Origin of the sequence: Acinetobacter haemolyticus CIP 64.3 = MTCC 9819 (genome assembly GCF_000369065.1) — a bacterium.
Taxonomy (GTDB): Bacteria; Pseudomonadota; Gammaproteobacteria; order Pseudomonadales; family Moraxellaceae; genus Acinetobacter; species Acinetobacter haemolyticus.
Map to the genome: position 1 here is coordinate 520,877 of NZ_KB849799.1, position 17,210 is coordinate 538,086.

Below are 17,210 nucleotides of genomic sequence, written 5' to 3' on the forward strand. Positions count from 1 at the left end.
CTTACTCTTGTTTTGCTGAACAATAGTCTTCAATGTGCTTATTTGGAAAAAACCACAACATTGCTAACAAAATCAAAATAAATAGAGTGAGACGAGTATCAATAAAACTCAAAAAAATCGAACTAGCGTACAACATAACAGACACTGCGAGTTTCTTATCTTTGCCTAAGACTTTCCGAGCTATTGAGTTGTCACCCTGTTCGCGCATAATCAATCGTTCGAGGATATCATAAGCCAATGAGCACATGAACAAAATAAAAGCAAAAGCCGCTGTAGGAATGGGGGCATAATTACTTTGTGCAGACCACGCTGTTGTAAAAGGAATCATGGTGAGCCAAAAAATCAGATGTAAATTAACCCACATGATTTTTCCATTTACCGTTTTGACTAATTGGAACAAATGATGATGATTACTCCAATAAATCCCAAGATAAATAAAGCTCAGCACATAACTGAGAAGCGTATGCAACTCATGCTGTAAGGCAGCAAAGGTATTGCCCTGAGGGATATTAAGCTCAATTAACATCACTGTAATGACAATTGCAATCACACCATCACTAATTGCCTCCAATCTACTTTTATCCATTTTAACCTCTAGGTTTCAGGCATAATAAAGCGGTCTTGAGAAGCTAAAAATGATAGATACAAGACTGGTAAAATAAAGAATGCAACACTCCAAAAATCTAAATAAACATAAAGTAACGCACCTAAAAAAGCCCCAATAACGAAACCTAAAACAATACTTAAACTATGTTCAAGCTTGCTCCGATTGTCTAAGGAACGATTTCGAAGATAGTTTGAGAGATCAATGCCGAGTTGAGTCGTGTTTCCTGTCATCATCGTACTTGGGCTGATATGCTTAATCAGTGTTTTACTCGAGGTATTACGTATCGCCAAAGCAATTAATCCTAATCCGCCAGTCACCGCAATCGTAATGCTATCTGGGTTAGTAAAAGGTTCAAAATAAATACCTGCCAGCATAAAAGCTGTTAGAAATATTGCTTCGGCTAGAAATAGAGCAGATAAGGTTTTTCTTTTTTGACTGCTTTTATCAATCAAATATTTAGTGATTGCAACGGTTAGAATAAATAGCGGAATGGCAGCCAGTTTGATCCATAACCCTGCACCACCTTTAACCCAAGCAGCACCAGCTAAAACCAAGTTACCTGTTACGTGTGCCGTAAAAAAACCGAATAAGGCGATAAAACCAATAGTATCGATTGCACCACCGACAATCGTTAATAAAACAGGATCGCGGCATGTTCTCCAAACGCTATGTTTTCTCTCAAATTCTGTTTGCATCATTTCCACCTTATTTATTGTTGAATTAGAAATTTAACCGTGTAGTGAGTCCAAATACCCAAGCATCTTTAATTTCTTTGAGACCACCGGCCTGATGTACAAACTGAAGATTGGGACGCAACATCACACTAGGTGACCAATTAAACGTGTAATTCAGCTCAACGTTTGTTTCATCATATTGAATAGGCACATACGATGGATTTTGATAATCTGTGATTTGATTGATTTGATTTTCCAATCTCTGTCGTGCCCTTAATTGTTTATTTACTTCCGTTCTTGACACACCCAATCCGATTGAATCATTTGGTCGAGCATCAAATAAGCCTTTATATTGCAAAGCAATCTGTTGTGAACCCAGAAGCTCTGAAGTGGCTTTATCATTGATATTTAAATTGAGAAAAAGGGTTAGCCCGCGTTTAGGGTCATCAGAATGTTGTGTCAACTGTTGTTGTGCCACAAACCAAGAATTGTATTTGCCTGAATGTACTTGTCGTTGTTGAGCTAATAATTGGGCTTCTCCTTGCGCATCTCTTAACACATCAATCGCGTCAGCCGTACTATAAAATGCACCGAAGCGATAGATGCCATTTAGACCATTTGGCTGTGGTTTCCAAACCCACTCCACAGGGATTAACACACCTTTTGAACCATCCGTACTTAGATTAAAGCCTTTACTCCTTTTTGTATTTTCAGGATTGGATTCATACACGCCTAAAGCTAAAGTTGAAGCGGAATTGAGATCATATTTAATATTTGCAGCCCAAACCGTAATGGGCCAGTTATACCAGAGTTCAGAAACAGTTTTACCGACTTGAGAGCCACAAAGTGTTAAGTTTTGGAACTCGCAGGGTGCAGAATTGAAATCCTCCCCCATATTCATTCGACCGAGCTTTACAGTGATTCCTTGTTGCTCAAAACCCTTTTGAATCGAAGCCTGACTCAATCGCCAAACAGGGCCACGTCCACTAATCTCTTGTACGTTACTAAATTGACCAGTTCTTGGATCAGCTATACGGTCCGTAGATAATGATCTACCATCTCGTTTGCTGATACTAATTTTTGCTTGAGTATTCTGCCAACCACTCAATTTCTCCAGATCTAAAGTCGTTCCAAAAGTCCACTGATTAGCATTACGAACAGTTGAATCATCGTTAAAGCCACCATCTATATTGGTCGCGGTTTCATTGGTGAAAGAGAGATTAAAATCAATACCTTGACCAGATAGATTGTTACGCTTTCCGTTCCAATCTCCTAATAAATACTGAGGATTTTGTGAATAAAATTCATCTGCATAGATATAAGTCGATGCAGTCAGACTACAAAGATAAAAACCACAAAGCGTCATTGTTCTTGTTTGAATCGAAAGATATTTCATCACTCCCCCTACAAAAGAAATTAAAAAGAGACTAGATGTATGATTTAAAGATCTACAATACTGAATAATTTATATGCTTTTAAATCACACCTAGCGTAATAGGCTATGAAGGGAAAAAGTCTTTAATCAGAGGTATGAGTTTTTCACCCACAACCATACCCAACAATCCAACTAAAGCAACAATTGGTGGGGCTGGCGAACGTACATTTAAAACGTAATACAACACGCCGACCAACAACCCCACTCCCAAAGATAAGAGGTACATTTTCATCGCGGAAATCTCAGAGGTATGACCAATCAAGTCATACCTCAGCAAAAGAAAGGATTAAAATGCGAAGCAAGAACAGCCTAATGCTCCCCAGAAAGATTTTTTATCTTTCACAGGAACATCGAGAACCCAAGCATGACTATGACCATGCATGCCACAACTATTGGTGCATGCACAAGCGGCAGACTTAGCTTGCAATGGTTGATTAGACGGCGCATTGCGATTTTCTGTAGCTCGCCAGTACCCCCCAAACTTTCTCACAGGCGACCATGTTGGCGAGGCTGGAGGTAATGGTGAATCATCCTGTTTAAATTCAGCACCCGCATATACGATTTTTCCACCTAATACGGTCATTACTGATTCAATATTCTTTATTTCTTCAGCCTCAACTGAGAAATAATCATCGGATAGCACGACTAAATCAGCTAACTCACCTTGCACCAAAGCACCTTTCACACCAGCTTCCCCTGAGAACCATGCCGAACCTTTAGTCCAAAGTTTCAATGCTGTCTGGCGATCTAACAAGTTTTTCTCATCGTACAGCGGTAGTCCACCAACGGTTTTGCCAGTGGTTAACCAATATAAGCAGACCCATGGATTATATGAGGCGACTCGTGTCGCATCTGTACCTGCCCCAACGGGAACACCTAACTCAAGCATCTTTTTCACTGGTGGCGTAGCTTTTGCAGCTGCCGCGCCATAACGATCGACAAAGTATTCGCCTTGGAAAGCCATGCGGTGTTGAATTGCGATACCACCACCCAAAGCACCAATTCGCTCTATGTTCTTTTCTGACACTGTTTCTGCATGATCAATAATAAATCGAGTAGCAAAAGGTTTGCGCTCATTGACACGTTCAAAGACATCGAGGAATCGCTCAATACTTTCATCATAAGTCGCATGAATACGGAACGGCCATTTTTTCTCAGCAAGCAACTCTACGATACGCTCTAACTCTGCATCCATACTCTTAACCAGTTCTGGGCGTGGTTCGAGAAAGTTCTCGAAATCGGCAGCAGACCATGTCAAGTTTTCACCAGCACCATTCATTTGTAAGAATGCATCACCAGGAAAGGTCATCTCAGTCCACTTTTGATAGTCCTGATATTCCTGCCCTGCTTTTTGTGCAAATAAGTTGTAAGCAACGCGTACCGTCATCTGCTCTTTTTGGTGCAGATGTTGAATAACATCATAATCTTCTGGATAATTTTGCCCACCACCACCTGCATCAATTAATGAGGTAATACCTAAGCGATTTAGCTCACGCATAAAATGACGCGTTGAATTGATTTGATCATCTCGTTCAAGGATTGGTGCTTTACCCAATGTTGAATACAAAATCATCGCTGAAGGTGTTGCCAATAACAGACCAGTCGGTTCGCCTTTTTCATTGCGTTGAATCGTTCCACCAGGTGGGTCAGGCGTATCTTTATTAAAACCAAGTGCATCTAAAGCTGCTCGATTCAGCATTGCTTTTGCATATAAATGTAGAATAAATACAGGTGTATCTGGTGCGGCTTTATTGATCTCATCCAATGTCGGTAGACGACGCTCAACAAATTGAAATTCATTCCAACCACCAACAACACGTACCCATTGAGGAGCTGGTGTATTTTCAGCCTGTTCTTTCAATAATCGTAATGCATCAGCAACTGAGGGAACGCCTTCCCATCGCAATTCCATGTTATAATGCAGACCACCACGAATTAAATGTAAGTGACTGTCATTTAAACCAGGAATTACGCGACGACCATTTAAATCAACGACTTTCGTGGTCGCTGATGCCATTTTCATAATTTTATCATTATCATCTACGGCAACGACTTTACCCGCTGTAATAGCAATCGCTTGAGCTTCAGGTTGCTGTGGATTCAAGGTCGTAATTTTTGCATTTCTAAGAATTAAATCGATTTGAGACATTTTTCACCCCACCATTTTTTATGATAAGCAAAAAGAAAGGCATGAAATCATGCCTTTCGATGATCTATTATTTTGCAGGAACAGGTGGCACAACTTGGTGATTCGTTGTTGTACGTTCAGGTGCTTTATGTACCATGGTATAGGCATAGTCGACACCCATACCATAAGCACCCGAATGCTCACGGACAATATTCATCACTGCATCATAAGTTTCACGGTGCGCCCAATCACGTTGCCACTCCAGTAAAACCTGTTGCCAAGTTACAGGAACAACACCCGCTTGGATCATACGTTGCATCGAATAGTCATGTGCTTCTTTAGATGTACCACCAGAAGCATCTGCGACCATATAAATCTCATAATCGCCTTCAAGCATTGCACCAAAAGCAAAAGTATTATTGCAAACCTCTGTCCACAAACCAGAAACAATCACTTTCTTACGATTGTTTTTAGCGAGAGCATCACGAACTTTTTGATCGTCCCAAGAATTCATTGATGTACGTTCAAGCAAAGGAGCGTCAGGAAAAACATCCAACAATTCTGGGTAGGTGTGACCTGAGAAGCTCTCCGTTTCAACCGTGGTAATCGTGACTGGAATACCAAAAACTTTTGCCGCTTTAGCTAAACCAACCGTATTATTTTTAAGGACTTGGCGGTCAATTGACTGTACCCCAAAAGCCATTTGTGGCTGATGATCAATGAAGATAACTTGGCAATTTGTTGGTGATAATTGTTCTAAAAGTGATTTGTTCATTTTCAAACTCAACATAGTAACTGTAAACAATGTAGTTCTATGAAAACAAAACGGAATGTAAAAAAATAGATGGCAAAATTGAATCAGTTTGTCTGCAATTTAAAGACAATTGGAAACATACTTGCTTAGTTCGCTCAAATGCATAAAGATAAATTTAATAGCTTTCAATTGGATAAACCATGGACAGAATCGATTGCATCAATACGTTTTTAAGCGTCGTTGAACATGGAAATTTTAGTACTTCAGCTAAAAATTTAAATATTTCAAGGGATTTAGTTTCTAAAAGAATTCAATATCTTGAGAATGATTTAAAAGTCTCGCTTTTTATCAGAACAACTCGTCGAATGAATTTAACGCCCTGTGGGGAAAAATTTTATCAACATGCGAAAGTCATGATGAGTGAATTAGAATGGGCAAAATATGAAATTAGTTATGATCAGCAATATCCTGAAGGTGAGCTAAAAATCAATGCTCCTCTGTCCTTTAGCCGGGACGTTCTCACCGATATTATTTCTGATTTTATTCAACAATTTCCTTTCATTAAAATCGATTTATATCTAACAGACAGTTTTGTTGATATTTATGAGCAACAATTTGACCTAACGTTGAGAGTTGATGACGTAGCAGATCACAATTTCCAAAATACGGTGATTGGCACTTATAAACGAAGCTTTTACGCATCAAAAGAATATCTTGATAAAAAAGGAATACCAAATACAATCGATGATCTAAAAAAGCATGACATTTTGCTGTATAGCCAAAAAAACAGCCACAATAAAATCACCCTCAGTAGAAATGAAACAACAGAGTTGATCCAATGTTATCCAAAATTTATCTGTAACAATGGAGACCTCTTGCTAGATTTATGCACCAAAGGTTACGGAATCGTCTTTTTACCTGATTTTATTGCAAAAAAATATTTTGATGCTGGAGAAATTTCAAGATGTTTGGAGGACTACCATAGTCCAATGATGAACTTTTACGCCCTCTATCCAAATGGTCAAAACATATCAAAGAAATTACAGATTTTTATTGATTTCTTGATTAGGCAATTTAAAACGATTAACGCTTAATTTCACTAGAGGAAATCACTTGTTATACGCTTTACCACGCTGTTCTATATATAGAACAAGATAAACCACTTTTACACTTGGTTTCTTGTTCCATATCGCTCAGAATACCCATTCTATTTAATAACGTGAGACGTTTTATGACTGATGCTTTGGTATTGAGCGATTTGTCCAAAACTTATCGTAATGGTTTTCAGGCGTTAAAAGGTATCAATCTGACCGTGCCTGAGGGTGAGTTTTATGCATTATTAGGACCTAATGGTGCAGGTAAATCAACCACGATCGGCATCATCAGCTCACTAACCAAAAAAACATCAGGTTCAGTTGAGATCTTTGGCCACAATTTAGATACTCACCCTTCACATGCAAAACAATGTTTAGGTGTCGTACCACAAGAATTCAACTTCGGTCAATTTGAAAAAACATTTGATATCTTGGTAACTCAGGCTGGTTATTACGGCATTCCTAAAAAGTTAGCTGAACAACGTGCAGAGTACTATTTAGAAAAGCTCGGATTGTGGGAAAAACGCAATATTCAATCACGTATGCTTTCAGGTGGTATGAAACGCCGCCTCATGATTGCTCGTGCCATGATGCATGAACCTAAACTATTGATTCTTGATGAACCAACAGCTGGTGTGGATATTGAATTACGTCGTTCAATGTGGGAATTTCTAACGGAAATGAATGAAAAAGGTACATCCATCATTCTCACCACACACTATCTTGAAGAAGCAGAAATGCTATGCCGCCGCATCGCAATTATTGATCGCGGTGTGATTAAAGAAGACACTTCGATGAAAGGCTTCCTCAATCAACTCAATGAAGAATCGTTCATTTGTGATTTGGCTGAACCTATAAATCACATGGATTTAAATATTATTGGTTTCAAATTTAATTTGATCGACTCAGTTACTTTAGAAGTCACCATGGATAAAGCACATAACATGAATGACTTATTTTTGTTATTGCAATCTCAAAATATTCAAGTCAGTAGTATGCGCAATAAATCAAATCGTCTGGAAGAATTGTTCGTCAAAATGGTTGAAAAAAATCTTACAGGAGCGGATCAATGAACTTTAGTCAGTTACAAACCGCACTGTGGACATTAGTTGTTAAAGAAATACGCCGCTTTATGCGAATCTGGCCACAGACCTTGCTCCCACCTGCGATCACGATGAGTTTATATTTTGTGATTTTCGGGAATTTGGTGGGATCACGTATCGGTGAAATGGGTGGCTTTAGCTATATGCAATTCATTGTACCAGGCTTAATCATGATGGCAGTCATTACCAACAGTTACGCCAACGTTTCTTCAAGTTTCTTTAGTGCAAAATTCCAAAAAAGCATTGAAGAACTGATTATGAGTCCAGTGCCATTGCATCTAATCCTTTGGGGCTATGTAATTGGTGGTGTCTGTCGCGGTGTCTTGGTTGGCTTGATTGTGACATTGATGAGTCTGTTCTTTACGCATCTAGAAATTTATAATTTCTTCGTGACAATATATACCGTCATTATTACTTCATTATTGTTCTCTCTTGGCGGTTTTATTAATGCTGTCTACGCAAAGTCATTTGATGATATCTCGATCATCCCAACCTTTGTTCTAACACCCCTCACCTATTTAGGCGGTGTTTTTTATGCGATTAGTGCACTAAGCCCATTTTGGCAAAACTTATCCTTAATTAATCCGATTGTATATATGGTCAATGCTTTCCGCTTTGGCATTTTGGGACACAGTGATGTCAATGTTTCCTTTTCTTTAGGCATTGTGACACTTTGCTGTGTCGTCTTATATGCAATCGCTTATCATTTATTGGCTCGTGGTTCAGGAATGCGTGAATGAGTGTTGAACATTCTCAATTGGGTAAAGAAACCCAATACCCAACTCAATATCAGCCGGAGGTTTTATTTCCAATCTCTCGTGCTGAATCTCGTCAACAATATGCAGATGTTGAAGGAATCACTCAAGGTAAAGACTGGTGGCATGTATTTGAAATTTCATGGCTCAATCAGTTAGGTCTACCTCAGGTTGCCATTGGTCGCTTAACACTGCCTGCTAGCTCACCGAACTTAATCGAATCAAAGTCGCTTAAACTTTATTTCAATAGTTTGAATTTCACAAAGTTTGATTCAAAAGAAGCATTCATCGAAACTGTTGAGCGTGATTTATCCTCTGCTGCAGGTGCAAAAATTGAGCTTCAACTTTTTCAGGTTGATGAGCTAGAAATTTCGAAACCACAAGGAATCTGTATCGATGACTTGGTTCCAGAGCGCTTATCTGAACATCCTGACTCAACGTTGTTGCAACTAGATACAACAGCTGAAGACGATGTCGAAATCACGTTGCACTCACATTTATTAAGAAGTAATTGTCCCGTTACTGGTCAGCCTGACTGGGGTACGATTTTTATTCGTTTTCAAGGCAAAAAACCTTGTTATCGCAGCCTATTAGCCTATATTATCTCCTACCGTCAGCATAATGGTTTTCATGAGCAATGTGTTGAGCAAATTTTCGCTGACATTTGGAAATTGCTAGGACCTCAAAAGCTGATGGTCTATGCGACTTATACTCGCCGTGGTGGATTGGATATTAATCCATGTCGAGTATCTGATTTGTCATGGATGCCTGAGCCAATTCGCTTGGCACGACAATAAAACGAATAAATTTGATATAGAGGACGTTCTTCAATGACCAGTTATTTCGGTATTCTTCCGTCAGCAAGTTTGAGTCAGGATATTCAACTTGCACAAGCCAATCGTGATAGTAAAGAGCCACAATACCCTTTACGTGACAAAATTTCTCTTCAGCTTACTGATGAGTTAATTGACACCATGTTGGTTCATTTGGTTCAACAATTTCCGCCAAGTGAAAAACGTGATACCACTGAAGGACTTGCGATTAAAATTCGTAGCATTGTCGAAACCTTGATGAAACAGCTTCTAGGAAAAACATCTAACGAACAAGTCTTAGAATCTTTAGCCTTTATGGAAAAGAGTTTGTTTACTGACAATGATGGTAAGCAACGTATTGGTACCGTTTTGCCGGATAGCTTAGTCACAGAGATGAAGAAAAGCTTTGCTGAAGTTCAAGCGGGTAATGGTAAAGCTCAGCGTGACGCTTTAACCCAACAATTTAAATCTTTCGCTGATGCACTTATCCAACACTTTATGACTGAGTACAACAAAACACTTGGTCTAGGTATGGTTAAACGTGGTGTGGCAAGCGTAGCAACTAGCGGTGTTGAAACAGCTGTACATATCGTGATCAAAAAACTTATTCCAAGTTTAAGTCAAGCTGAGTTAGAAGTATTTACCAAACACTTTGACCAGCTGTTGATTCAAAAATAAGCTAGCATTCATATCAAAGCGATGATTGTAAAATCGTCGCTTTTTTTATGCCGATTTAAAACCAAGAAGTGTCACAATTTCTAAATTTTCATTGTCTAAATCAGCGTTTATGTTAGCATTCCCGAAGCCTTGATTTCCCTGATCTAGAATCGCATGTCTCCAAGCTCCCAATACAAATTTTTACGTCAAGCACCTCGTGATGGCTTAAGCACAGCGACACAGCCTTCCCGTTGGCAACAACTGCATATCGACCCATGGCTTTGTCTTTTTTTGATTCTAAATGCCATTCTTGGGCTAACCATCTTATATAGCGCGTCGGCACAAAACGTCGGCTTAGTCAGTCGACAAGCCATCAGTTTTTGTATTGGCTTTGTGGTCATGTTGAGTTTGGCGCAAATTCCACCCAAGGTTTATCAGGCGTTTTCCCCTTATTTTTATGCTTTTGGGGTTCTATCTTTACTTGCGGTGATGATTTTTGGTGAAGTGCGTATGGGGGCACAGCGTTGGATCGATATCCCCGGCTTTGGAAGTGTCCAACCCAGTGAATTTATGAAAATTGGCATGCCGATGATGATCGCATGGTTTTTGTCTCGTAAAGCGCTTCCACCTAGTTTCTCTCAGGTTTTTCTATCACTTATCCTGATTCTGATTCCTTTTGTACTGATTGCTGAACAGCCCGATCTCGGTACATCACTATTAGTAATTGCAAGTGGGATTTTTGTGCTTTTCTTGAGTGGTTTATCTTGGAAATTAATTGCCGCAGCTGCGGGTGCGGTTGCGATCGTGATCCCAATTGCATGGCACTTTTTACTACACAATTACCAACGGCAACGTGTACTAACTTTATTAAACCCTGAAGCGGATGCTTTAGGCACAGGTTGGAACATTATTCAGTCGAAAACAGCGATTGGCTCAGGTGGCTTTTCTGGTAAAGGTTTTCTAGAGGGTACTCAGTCGCATCTACATTTTTTACCAGAAGGTCACACCGACTTCATTATTGCCGCTTATTCAGAAGAGTTTGGTTTAATTGGTGTGACGCTGCTGATCCTATTATATTTCGCAATTATTTTTAGAACCTTTCAAATTGGTCTACAAAGTTTCCATAACTATGGTCGTTTAGTTGCTGGCGCATTTGGTTTGTCATTTTTTGTTTATGTATTTGTAAATGCAGGCATGGTCAGTGGTATTTTACCTGTAGTGGGCGTGCCGTTGCCTTTTATGAGCTACGGTGGAACTGCAATTATTACACTTATGGCGACTTTTGGACTGGTTATGTCTATTCATACGCATCGATAACGAGGAATTTTATAAACATATGTTGAATAACACTCTAAATAAAACAGTTCGATTTCTTAGCTTAAGTGCAGGTTTATTCTTAAGCTGTAATTGGGTTCATGCCAATGAATTTTACTCCCACCCTAATTATTCAGCGTTCAAGCAAAAAACGATGTCTACTTATGGTTTAAGTAGCGAGCAAGTTGATACCGCTATGAGTGGTGCGCGTAATCTGCCCAACATTTTAAATATCATGACACGTCCTGGTGAAAGTAAACCTTGGTACGAATATCGATCTATGTTTTTGGTTGAAGGTACCATTCAGCGCGGTATCCGCTTTAAAAACCAGTACGAAGATGCCCTAAATCGTGCAGAACAGCAATTTGGCGTACCTAAAGCAGTGATCCTTGGGGTTTTAGGCGTAGAAACAGGATACGGGGCAAATAAAGGTTCTTTTGTAACACGCGATGCTTTAGCAACGCTGGCTTTTGGCTACCCACGTCGGGCTGACTACTTCAGTGATGAACTATCAGCGCTCATCGCATGGACTTACAAAGAAGGTTATCCAACCAATAGTATTGTCGGTTCATATGCGGGTGCAATTGGATACCCTCAGTTTATGCCGAGCAATATTCAAAAACTGGGGGTCGATTACGATGGCAATGGTCATATTGACTTAAGAAACTCTGCTATCGATGCGATTGGATCAATTGCAAATTATTTAGCGAAGCATGGTTGGGAACGAGATCGCCCGATTGGCTTTCCAGCACGTTATCTTGGAAATGACCCAGAAAGTATCATTGCAAAAGATTTGACACTCCCTACACCGTATGGTGAGTTAAAACGACTTGGGATTACACCTGTTAATCCGCTGGTAAAAATCGACGATCTTGATCTAGTGAATGTCATCCAACTGCAAGATCGTTCTGGTCCGATTTATTACATTACTTATCCGAATTTCCAAGTCATTACAACCTATAACAGAAGCCGTATGTACGCGACTGCTGTATGGTTATTGGGCACTGAAGTAGCTAGTCGATAGACTAGCTTTTTAGAACTTTACAAAAAGTCAATAAAATAAATAGAGCAAAAGTATACCAAATCAGCAAAAAACATATCTTGTTACAATATTGATTATTTATTGATCAATATTTGTGTGTTTTTGTACTTTTTGTTGCTATTTATCTCCAATGACTAGACACACTTCGCAAGCGATGAATATTATCCACACCAAGTGAACGGGCCGTTAAAACGCATAAAATGGTTAAAACTGCCCTCCAAATTGCAAATTGCAAAAGTGAATAATTAGACATGTGCACTATATTTCAGGTGTTTTTGTTGAAATAGAAAAGCATGTTCTCTAGGAGTTTATACAATGCAGTTTTCGCTAAAATATATTCTAGCGCTGACGGCAGGCTTAAGTTTAAGCCCGTTACATGCTGAAATGGTTCAGTCTTCATCGTTAAACAGCGATGTTGAAGGTACTAATTTGGCAGCCCGCGTTCTTAGCAAAGATTCTCAAAATTTTAATTCGCGTCTTTCTAACGTAAATAGTCTTTCAATCACTGAGCGCTCAGGTGACCAAGTACGTCGTCAAACGATCGCTGCTAAAATCGACATCCCTGAAGAAGAGCCTTCAGTGATTGAAAAACTGAATACAGTTGCATCAAACACTGTACGTAAGTTTAGTCAAACTGGTGTTGCTTCTTGGTATGGTCGTCAATTCCACGGCCGTAAAACTGCAAGTGGTGAAACATTCGATATGAATGCAATGACCGCTGCACACCGTAGCCTTCCGCTAAACTGCTATATTCGCGTAACCAATCGAGATAATGGTAAAAGTGTTGTGGTAAAGGTTAATGATCGTGGTCCTTTCCATGGTAACCGTGTACTTGATTTATCTTATGGTGCGGCGAAACAAATCGGTCTTACAAATGCAGGTCTTGGTAAAGTTAGTATCGAACGTGTAGACGGACCTAACTCTTAAGCTAAGGCCAGTCATACAATCCATAAAAGCCACCTAGTGTGGCTTTTTTTATTGCCATCCTAATCAAACGTCCCTCTCAATCCTTTTGACGCTAAAACTATTCTTCGGTATATTGAAAAAATTAAAAAAATATTATTGCAAGGAGAGCACTGTGAAATCGATCGATGAGTGGTTTGAGGAATATAGCGATAGTCATCAAAATCAAACCAATAAGAAAATCCATTGGGTTTGCGTTCCAGCGATCTTGTTTTCAATCATTGGTATTCTGGCGCACTTTAGCACCTTACTCACCGCACTATTGCTGGTTTTAACTTTAGTTTTTTATGCCCGTTTAGACATCGTACTTGCGATTGCGATGGCTGCTTTATTAGCCGTCATGGCGTGGCTGATTGTGATTTTACCTGTCGGCGTCGGATTCTATATTGGCGTATTTGTGATTGCATGGATCGGGCAGTTTTATGGGCACAAAGTTGAAGGTAAGAAGCCGTCATTCTTTAAAGACTTACAATTCCTTCTGATTGGCCCTGTATGGTGTATGGATGCTTATTTAGCTAAAGTCCTACCTAAATGGAAATCTCGTCAAAAATTGGCGGTTACAAGCTGATTTAGCGCATATCTTTCTAGACAAGGTCTGTTACATAGACAGACCTTGTTATTTTAGAAGAATTTATTGATATATTCGTCCATTATGCTTTAACCAACCATCGATATGTTTTCTTCTTGGGTCATGATGCGTCCAGTGAATCACCCCACCTTTATCGTTATATTCATATACGCCATAAAACTCTACAACATCACCTTTTTTCAATTGCTCTACTCTAGGTGCCAAGTCAATATTATGTGCAATCAATAGCGTCAAACCATTCTCCAGTTGGAGGATCATTCGTTGGTGCCTAGAGCCATCGTTATCATCGGGAAGAACCGCCTTCACAGTTCCATGTGAACGCACCTGAAGTTTGCTTCGTTGCTGCTGAAAGGCTTGCATGATCTTGGCTTGATCATCAACACCATGCTGCTCAACTGATGAGGATGCTTCTCCACGTTGTGTACTATTTTGCTTAAGATCCAAGCCAATATAAGCAAATACCAGTAACGCAATGACAATCAATAAGATCCAATTATTTTTTTGAGTTTTCATTCTTACCTTTCTTTCGTTCACAATGTAAAAATGCCAATCAACTTGATTGGCATTTTTATAATATCAGACAATATCCTTCGCTTAGAATAAACGATTGATTCCGTTTAAGGCGGCCACACGATAAGCTTCTGCCATCGTTGGATAGTTAAAAGTTGTTTCAACAAAATACTTCAAGGTATTGTTTGGACTATGCATCACCACCTGACCAATGTGAATAATCTCAGCAGCATTGTTCCCGAAACAGTGAATACCTAACACTTCTAAGGTATCACGATGGAATAGTATCTTTAATTCCCCCACCGTATCCCCTGTAATTTGTGCACGAGCTAAATGACGGAAAGACGCTTGTCCAACTTCGTATGGGATTCTTTCTTCAGTCAGTTCCTGTTCAGTTTTACCAATCGAGGAAATTTCTGGAATGGTGTAAATGCCCGTCGGTACATCTTTAATTGGTTTGACATTTTTCTCGCCAACCATATTAGCACCTGCACAACGCCCTTGGTCATATGCTGCCGATGCGAGTGACGGCCAACCGATTACATCACCTGCTGCAAAAATATTTTCCACTTCAGTTTGATATTGATCATTTACCATTAATTGACCACGGCTATTCGGTACTAAACCAACATTTTCTAAGCCTAGACCATCCGTGTTGCCCGAACGCCCATTACACCACAAGATTGCATCTGCTTTGATTTTCTTACCACTGAGCAAGTGTAAAACCACATGATCATCAAAAGTTTCTAAACGATCAATTTGCTCATTGTGTCGAATCAATACACCTTGTTCACGTAAGTGATATGACAATGCATCTGCGATCTCATCATCCAAGTAACTGAGTAATTTTTGTTGTGTGTTAATCAAATCAACCTTATGGTCTAGCCCAATAAAGATCGATGCATACTCACAACCAATTACACCCGCACCATAAATGATAATTTTTTGGATCGTATAATCAAGATCTAAAATCTTATCTGAATCAAAGACACGTGGATGATTGAAGTCTAGACCTTGCGGTTGGTATGGACGACTACCAGTAGCAATCACGATCTGCTTACAAATGATGGTATCTTTAATGCCATCCTGACCAAAAATTAAAACCGTATTTTTATCTTGGATATATGCACGACCATGAAAAACTTCAATTTTATTACGATCGTAAAAACGGGTATGTGTATCTACTTGTTGTTGAATGACTTTGTGCGCATTTCGTAATACCTGTTTCATCGTGAACTGTTTCCACTCACCTACTTTTTGAAACATCGGATCACGCTGATAACGGATAATACTGGAAACAGTTTGTCGTAATGCTTTACTAGGAATCGTACCTACATGTGCACAGTTACCACCAAGTTGATCACGAACATCAACAATTGCTACACGTCTACCTGCTTTAGCTAGCTTCATTGCCGCGCCTTCACCAGCTGGGCCAGAACCGAGAATTACTGCATCATATTTGACAATATTCCCACCAACGACCTCTTTCTTACGTGGCATTAAAAGCTCCTTTGATTTCTCGCTGCGTATTTCTAAATATATGATAACTAATATGCGTTGAATTGATATATTTCTCAATCGTATATTTTATATATAGACATTTTTAAAATGAATACCTAATTCGTCCTATCCCGCAGCAAATTTGACTATAATAACAAGAGATTTGAAATCAAAGGTTGTAGAAAAGATATGTCTGAACACCGTAAACCTGAACAGGGTCAAAAACTTCGTGGCGCAGAAAAAGTCGCAAGAATTCCTGTAAAAGTTATCCCTACGGTTGAAGTGCCTCGCAAGCCAGACTGGATTCGCGTCAAAATGACAGCCCCAGACGAAGTTCAGCGCATCAAAACTACGCTACGTTCGCAAAAACTTCATACAGTCTGCGAAGAAGCAGCCTGCCCTAATCTACCAGAGTGTTTTGGTGGGGGTACTGCCACATTCATGATTATGGGTGATATTTGTACTCGCCGTTGTCCATTCTGTGACGTCGCACATGGTCGCCCAAATGCACTTGATCCTGATGAACCACGCCATATGGCAGAGACGATTTCCAATCTTGGTTTAAAATATGCCGTAATTACATCGGTGGATCGTGATGATCTGCTAGATGGTGGTGCTCAACACTTTGTTGATTGTATCAAAGAAGCCCGCGCTTTGAGTCCGAAAACTTTATTGGAAATTCTAGTTCCTGATTTCCGTGGTCGTATGGATATCGCCTTACGTATCATGACTGAATGTCCACCTGATGTTTTCAATCACAATATTGAAACTGTTCCGCGTTTATATAAAGCAATGCGTCCAGGTTCAGACTATCAACATTCTTTAAATCTTTTGAAAATGTTTAAAGAATACTGCCCTGATGTACCGACTAAATGTGGTTTGATGGTTGGTATTGGTGAGACAGAAGAAGAAGTGATTGCATTGCTTGATGATCTTCGTGCTCACGATGTTGATTACGTAACGATTGGTCAATATCTACAACCATCTAAGCAACATGCACCAATTGACCGCTTTGTCACACCAGAAGAATTCGAGCGTTATGCAGAACATGGTCGTAAACTCGGTTTCAGAAATATCTGGTCTGCACCAATGGTTCGTTCAAGCTACTTTGCTGATCGCCAATATCATGGTGAGCCCGTACCAGCAGTACGCCGCAAAGTAGATCCTGCTAAAAAGATTGCAGTACAAACTGTAGAAGCCTAGTCCTAACTCAATAATTTAGTTAAAGAGAGAATATTATATTCTCTCTTTTTTTTACAATATGCTTCGACCA

18 protein-coding genes are annotated in these 17,210 nt (G+C 39.6%); 10 read left to right on the forward strand and 8 right to left on the reverse strand.

Annotation, left to right across the window (positions count from 1 at the left end):
- Position 1: 1 nt before the first annotated feature.
- The 6 genes from F927_RS02505 to F927_RS02525 all read right to left on the reverse strand — a co-directional run bounded on the left by F927_RS02505 (position 2) and on the right by F927_RS02525 (position 5,619).
- Positions 2-586, reverse strand: a complete 585-nt coding sequence (locus F927_RS02505; protein ID WP_005081161.1) for a TMEM175 family protein — start codon at positions 584-586, stop codon at positions 2-4.
- Between the two features lie 8 nt (positions 587-594).
- Positions 595-1,302 carry a YoaK family protein gene (locus F927_RS02510; RefSeq protein WP_005081163.1) on the reverse strand — a complete coding sequence of 236 codons (708 nt, stop codon included), beginning with the start codon at positions 1,300-1,302 and terminating at the stop codon, positions 595-597.
- A gap of 25 nt (positions 1,303-1,327) precedes the next feature.
- Positions 1,328-2,677 carry a carbohydrate porin gene (locus F927_RS02515; protein WP_005081165.1) on the reverse strand — a complete coding sequence of 450 codons (1,350 nt, stop codon included), beginning with the start codon at positions 2,675-2,677 and terminating at the stop codon, positions 1,328-1,330.
- A gap of 103 nt (positions 2,678-2,780) precedes the next feature.
- Positions 2,781-2,948 carry a DUF1427 family protein gene (locus tag F927_RS16750; RefSeq protein WP_017394405.1) on the reverse strand — a complete coding sequence of 56 codons (168 nt, stop codon included), beginning with the start codon at positions 2,946-2,948 and terminating at the stop codon, positions 2,781-2,783.
- A gap of 54 nt (positions 2,949-3,002) precedes the next feature.
- Positions 3,003-4,865: an amidohydrolase gene (locus F927_RS02520; RefSeq protein WP_005081170.1), complete on the reverse strand. Its 1,863-nt coding sequence runs from the start codon at positions 4,863-4,865 to the stop codon at positions 3,003-3,005.
- A gap of 67 nt (positions 4,866-4,932) precedes the next feature.
- Positions 4,933-5,619: a hydrolase gene (locus tag F927_RS02525; protein WP_005081173.1), complete on the reverse strand. Its 687-nt coding sequence runs from the start codon at positions 5,617-5,619 to the stop codon at positions 4,933-4,935.
- Positions 5,620-5,798: 179 nt separating this feature from the next.
- Between F927_RS02525 and F927_RS02530 the strand changes: the two genes are divergently transcribed.
- From F927_RS02530 to F927_RS02570, 9 genes are all read left to right on the forward strand, one after another.
- Complete coding sequence (locus F927_RS02530) at positions 5,799-6,692, forward strand: LysR family transcriptional regulator (protein ID WP_005081177.1); 894 nt, start codon at positions 5,799-5,801, stop codon at positions 6,690-6,692.
- 137 nt (positions 6,693-6,829) lie between these two features.
- Entirely contained in the window at positions 6,830-7,765 is a 936-nt protein-coding gene (locus F927_RS02535; protein ID WP_005081178.1) for an ABC transporter ATP-binding protein, read from the forward strand.
- Positions 7,762-8,535, forward strand: a complete 774-nt coding sequence (locus tag F927_RS02540; RefSeq protein WP_004638607.1) for an ABC transporter permease — start codon at positions 7,762-7,764, stop codon at positions 8,533-8,535. Before F927_RS02535 ends, F927_RS02540 begins: the two co-directional genes overlap by 4 nt.
- Positions 8,532-9,347 (forward strand): NADPH-dependent 7-cyano-7-deazaguanine reductase QueF, encoded by an 816-nt coding sequence (gene queF / locus F927_RS02545; RefSeq protein ID WP_005081180.1) that lies wholly within the window; start codon positions 8,532-8,534, stop codon positions 9,345-9,347. The genes F927_RS02540 and queF overlap by 4 nt, the downstream gene beginning before the upstream one ends.
- Positions 9,348-9,380: 33 nt before the next feature.
- Positions 9,381-10,040, forward strand: coding sequence for a hypothetical protein (locus tag F927_RS02550; protein WP_004638605.1), 660 nt, complete (start codon positions 9,381-9,383; stop codon positions 10,038-10,040).
- A gap of 153 nt (positions 10,041-10,193) precedes the next feature.
- Positions 10,194-11,336, forward strand: coding sequence for a rod shape-determining protein RodA (rodA, locus tag F927_RS02555; RefSeq protein ID WP_004638603.1), 1,143 nt, complete (start codon positions 10,194-10,196; stop codon positions 11,334-11,336).
- A gap of 19 nt (positions 11,337-11,355) precedes the next feature.
- Positions 11,356-12,357 carry a lytic murein transglycosylase B gene (gene mltB, locus F927_RS02560; RefSeq protein WP_004638602.1) on the forward strand — a complete coding sequence of 334 codons (1,002 nt, stop codon included), beginning with the start codon at positions 11,356-11,358 and terminating at the stop codon, positions 12,355-12,357.
- A 333-nt stretch (positions 12,358-12,690) separates the two neighbouring features.
- Positions 12,691-13,302, forward strand: coding sequence for a septal ring lytic transglycosylase RlpA family protein (locus tag F927_RS02565; protein ID WP_004638601.1), 612 nt, complete (start codon positions 12,691-12,693; stop codon positions 13,300-13,302).
- A 151-nt stretch (positions 13,303-13,453) separates the two neighbouring features.
- Positions 13,454-13,906: an Mpo1 family 2-hydroxy fatty acid dioxygenase gene (locus tag F927_RS02570; RefSeq protein ID WP_005081182.1), complete on the forward strand. Its 453-nt coding sequence runs from the start codon at positions 13,454-13,456 to the stop codon at positions 13,904-13,906.
- Between the two features lie 63 nt (positions 13,907-13,969).
- Here F927_RS02570 and F927_RS02575 read toward each other — a convergent pair whose 3' ends face one another.
- Both F927_RS02575 and sthA read right to left on the reverse strand, forming a co-directional pair.
- Positions 13,970-14,440 carry a DUF3465 domain-containing protein gene (locus F927_RS02575; protein ID WP_005081184.1) on the reverse strand — a complete coding sequence of 157 codons (471 nt, stop codon included), beginning with the start codon at positions 14,438-14,440 and terminating at the stop codon, positions 13,970-13,972.
- Between the two features lie 81 nt (positions 14,441-14,521).
- Positions 14,522-15,937: a Si-specific NAD(P)(+) transhydrogenase gene (gene sthA, locus F927_RS02580; protein WP_004638598.1), complete on the reverse strand. Its 1,416-nt coding sequence runs from the start codon at positions 15,935-15,937 to the stop codon at positions 14,522-14,524.
- Positions 15,938-16,126: 189 nt separating this feature from the next.
- Between sthA and lipA the strand changes: the two genes are divergently transcribed.
- The gene (gene lipA / locus F927_RS02585; RefSeq protein ID WP_004638597.1) at positions 16,127-17,140 is read left to right on the forward strand and encodes a lipoyl synthase; all 1,014 of its coding nucleotides are present in this window, start codon (positions 16,127-16,129) and stop codon (positions 17,138-17,140) included.
- The last annotated feature ends 70 nt before the right edge of the window (positions 17,141-17,210 follow it).

Bases quoted from the DNA above. Each gene is read 5' to 3' on its own strand.
- F927_RS02530 (WP_005081177.1), top strand. From the start codon at position 5,799: ATGGACAGAATCGATTGCATCAATACGTTTTTAAGCGTCGTTGAACAT.
- F927_RS02535 (WP_005081178.1), top strand. From the start codon at position 6,830: ATGACTGATGCTTTGGTATTGAGCGATTTGTCCAAAACTTATCGTAAT.
- F927_RS02515 (WP_005081165.1), bottom strand. From the start codon at position 2,677: ATGAAATATCTTTCGATTCAAACAAGAACAATGACGCTTTGTGGTTTT.
- F927_RS02550 (WP_004638605.1), top strand. From the start codon at position 9,381: ATGACCAGTTATTTCGGTATTCTTCCGTCAGCAAGTTTGAGTCAGGAT.
- queF (WP_005081180.1), top strand. From the start codon at position 8,532: ATGAGTGTTGAACATTCTCAATTGGGTAAAGAAACCCAATACCCAACT.
- F927_RS02505 (WP_005081161.1), bottom strand. From the start codon at position 586: ATGGATAAAAGTAGATTGGAGGCAATTAGTGATGGTGTGATTGCAATT.
- F927_RS16750 (WP_017394405.1), bottom strand. From the start codon at position 2,948: ATGAAAATGTACCTCTTATCTTTGGGAGTGGGGTTGTTGGTCGGCGTG.
- rodA (WP_004638603.1), top strand. From the start codon at position 10,194: ATGTCTCCAAGCTCCCAATACAAATTTTTACGTCAAGCACCTCGTGAT.
- lipA (WP_004638597.1), top strand. From the start codon at position 16,127: ATGTCTGAACACCGTAAACCTGAACAGGGTCAAAAACTTCGTGGCGCA.
- F927_RS02540 (WP_004638607.1), top strand. From the start codon at position 7,762: ATGAACTTTAGTCAGTTACAAACCGCACTGTGGACATTAGTTGTTAAA.
- mltB (WP_004638602.1), top strand. From the start codon at position 11,356: ATGTTGAATAACACTCTAAATAAAACAGTTCGATTTCTTAGCTTAAGT.
- F927_RS02520 (WP_005081170.1), bottom strand. From the start codon at position 4,865: ATGTCTCAAATCGATTTAATTCTTAGAAATGCAAAAATTACGACCTTG.
- F927_RS02525 (WP_005081173.1), bottom strand. From the start codon at position 5,619: ATGAACAAATCACTTTTAGAACAATTATCACCAACAAATTGCCAAGTT.
- F927_RS02510 (WP_005081163.1), bottom strand. From the start codon at position 1,302: ATGCAAACAGAATTTGAGAGAAAACATAGCGTTTGGAGAACATGCCGC.
- F927_RS02565 (WP_004638601.1), top strand. From the start codon at position 12,691: ATGCAGTTTTCGCTAAAATATATTCTAGCGCTGACGGCAGGCTTAAGT.
- F927_RS02575 (WP_005081184.1), bottom strand. From the start codon at position 14,440: ATGAAAACTCAAAAAAATAATTGGATCTTATTGATTGTCATTGCGTTA.
- sthA (WP_004638598.1), bottom strand. From the start codon at position 15,937: ATGCCACGTAAGAAAGAGGTCGTTGGTGGGAATATTGTCAAATATGAT.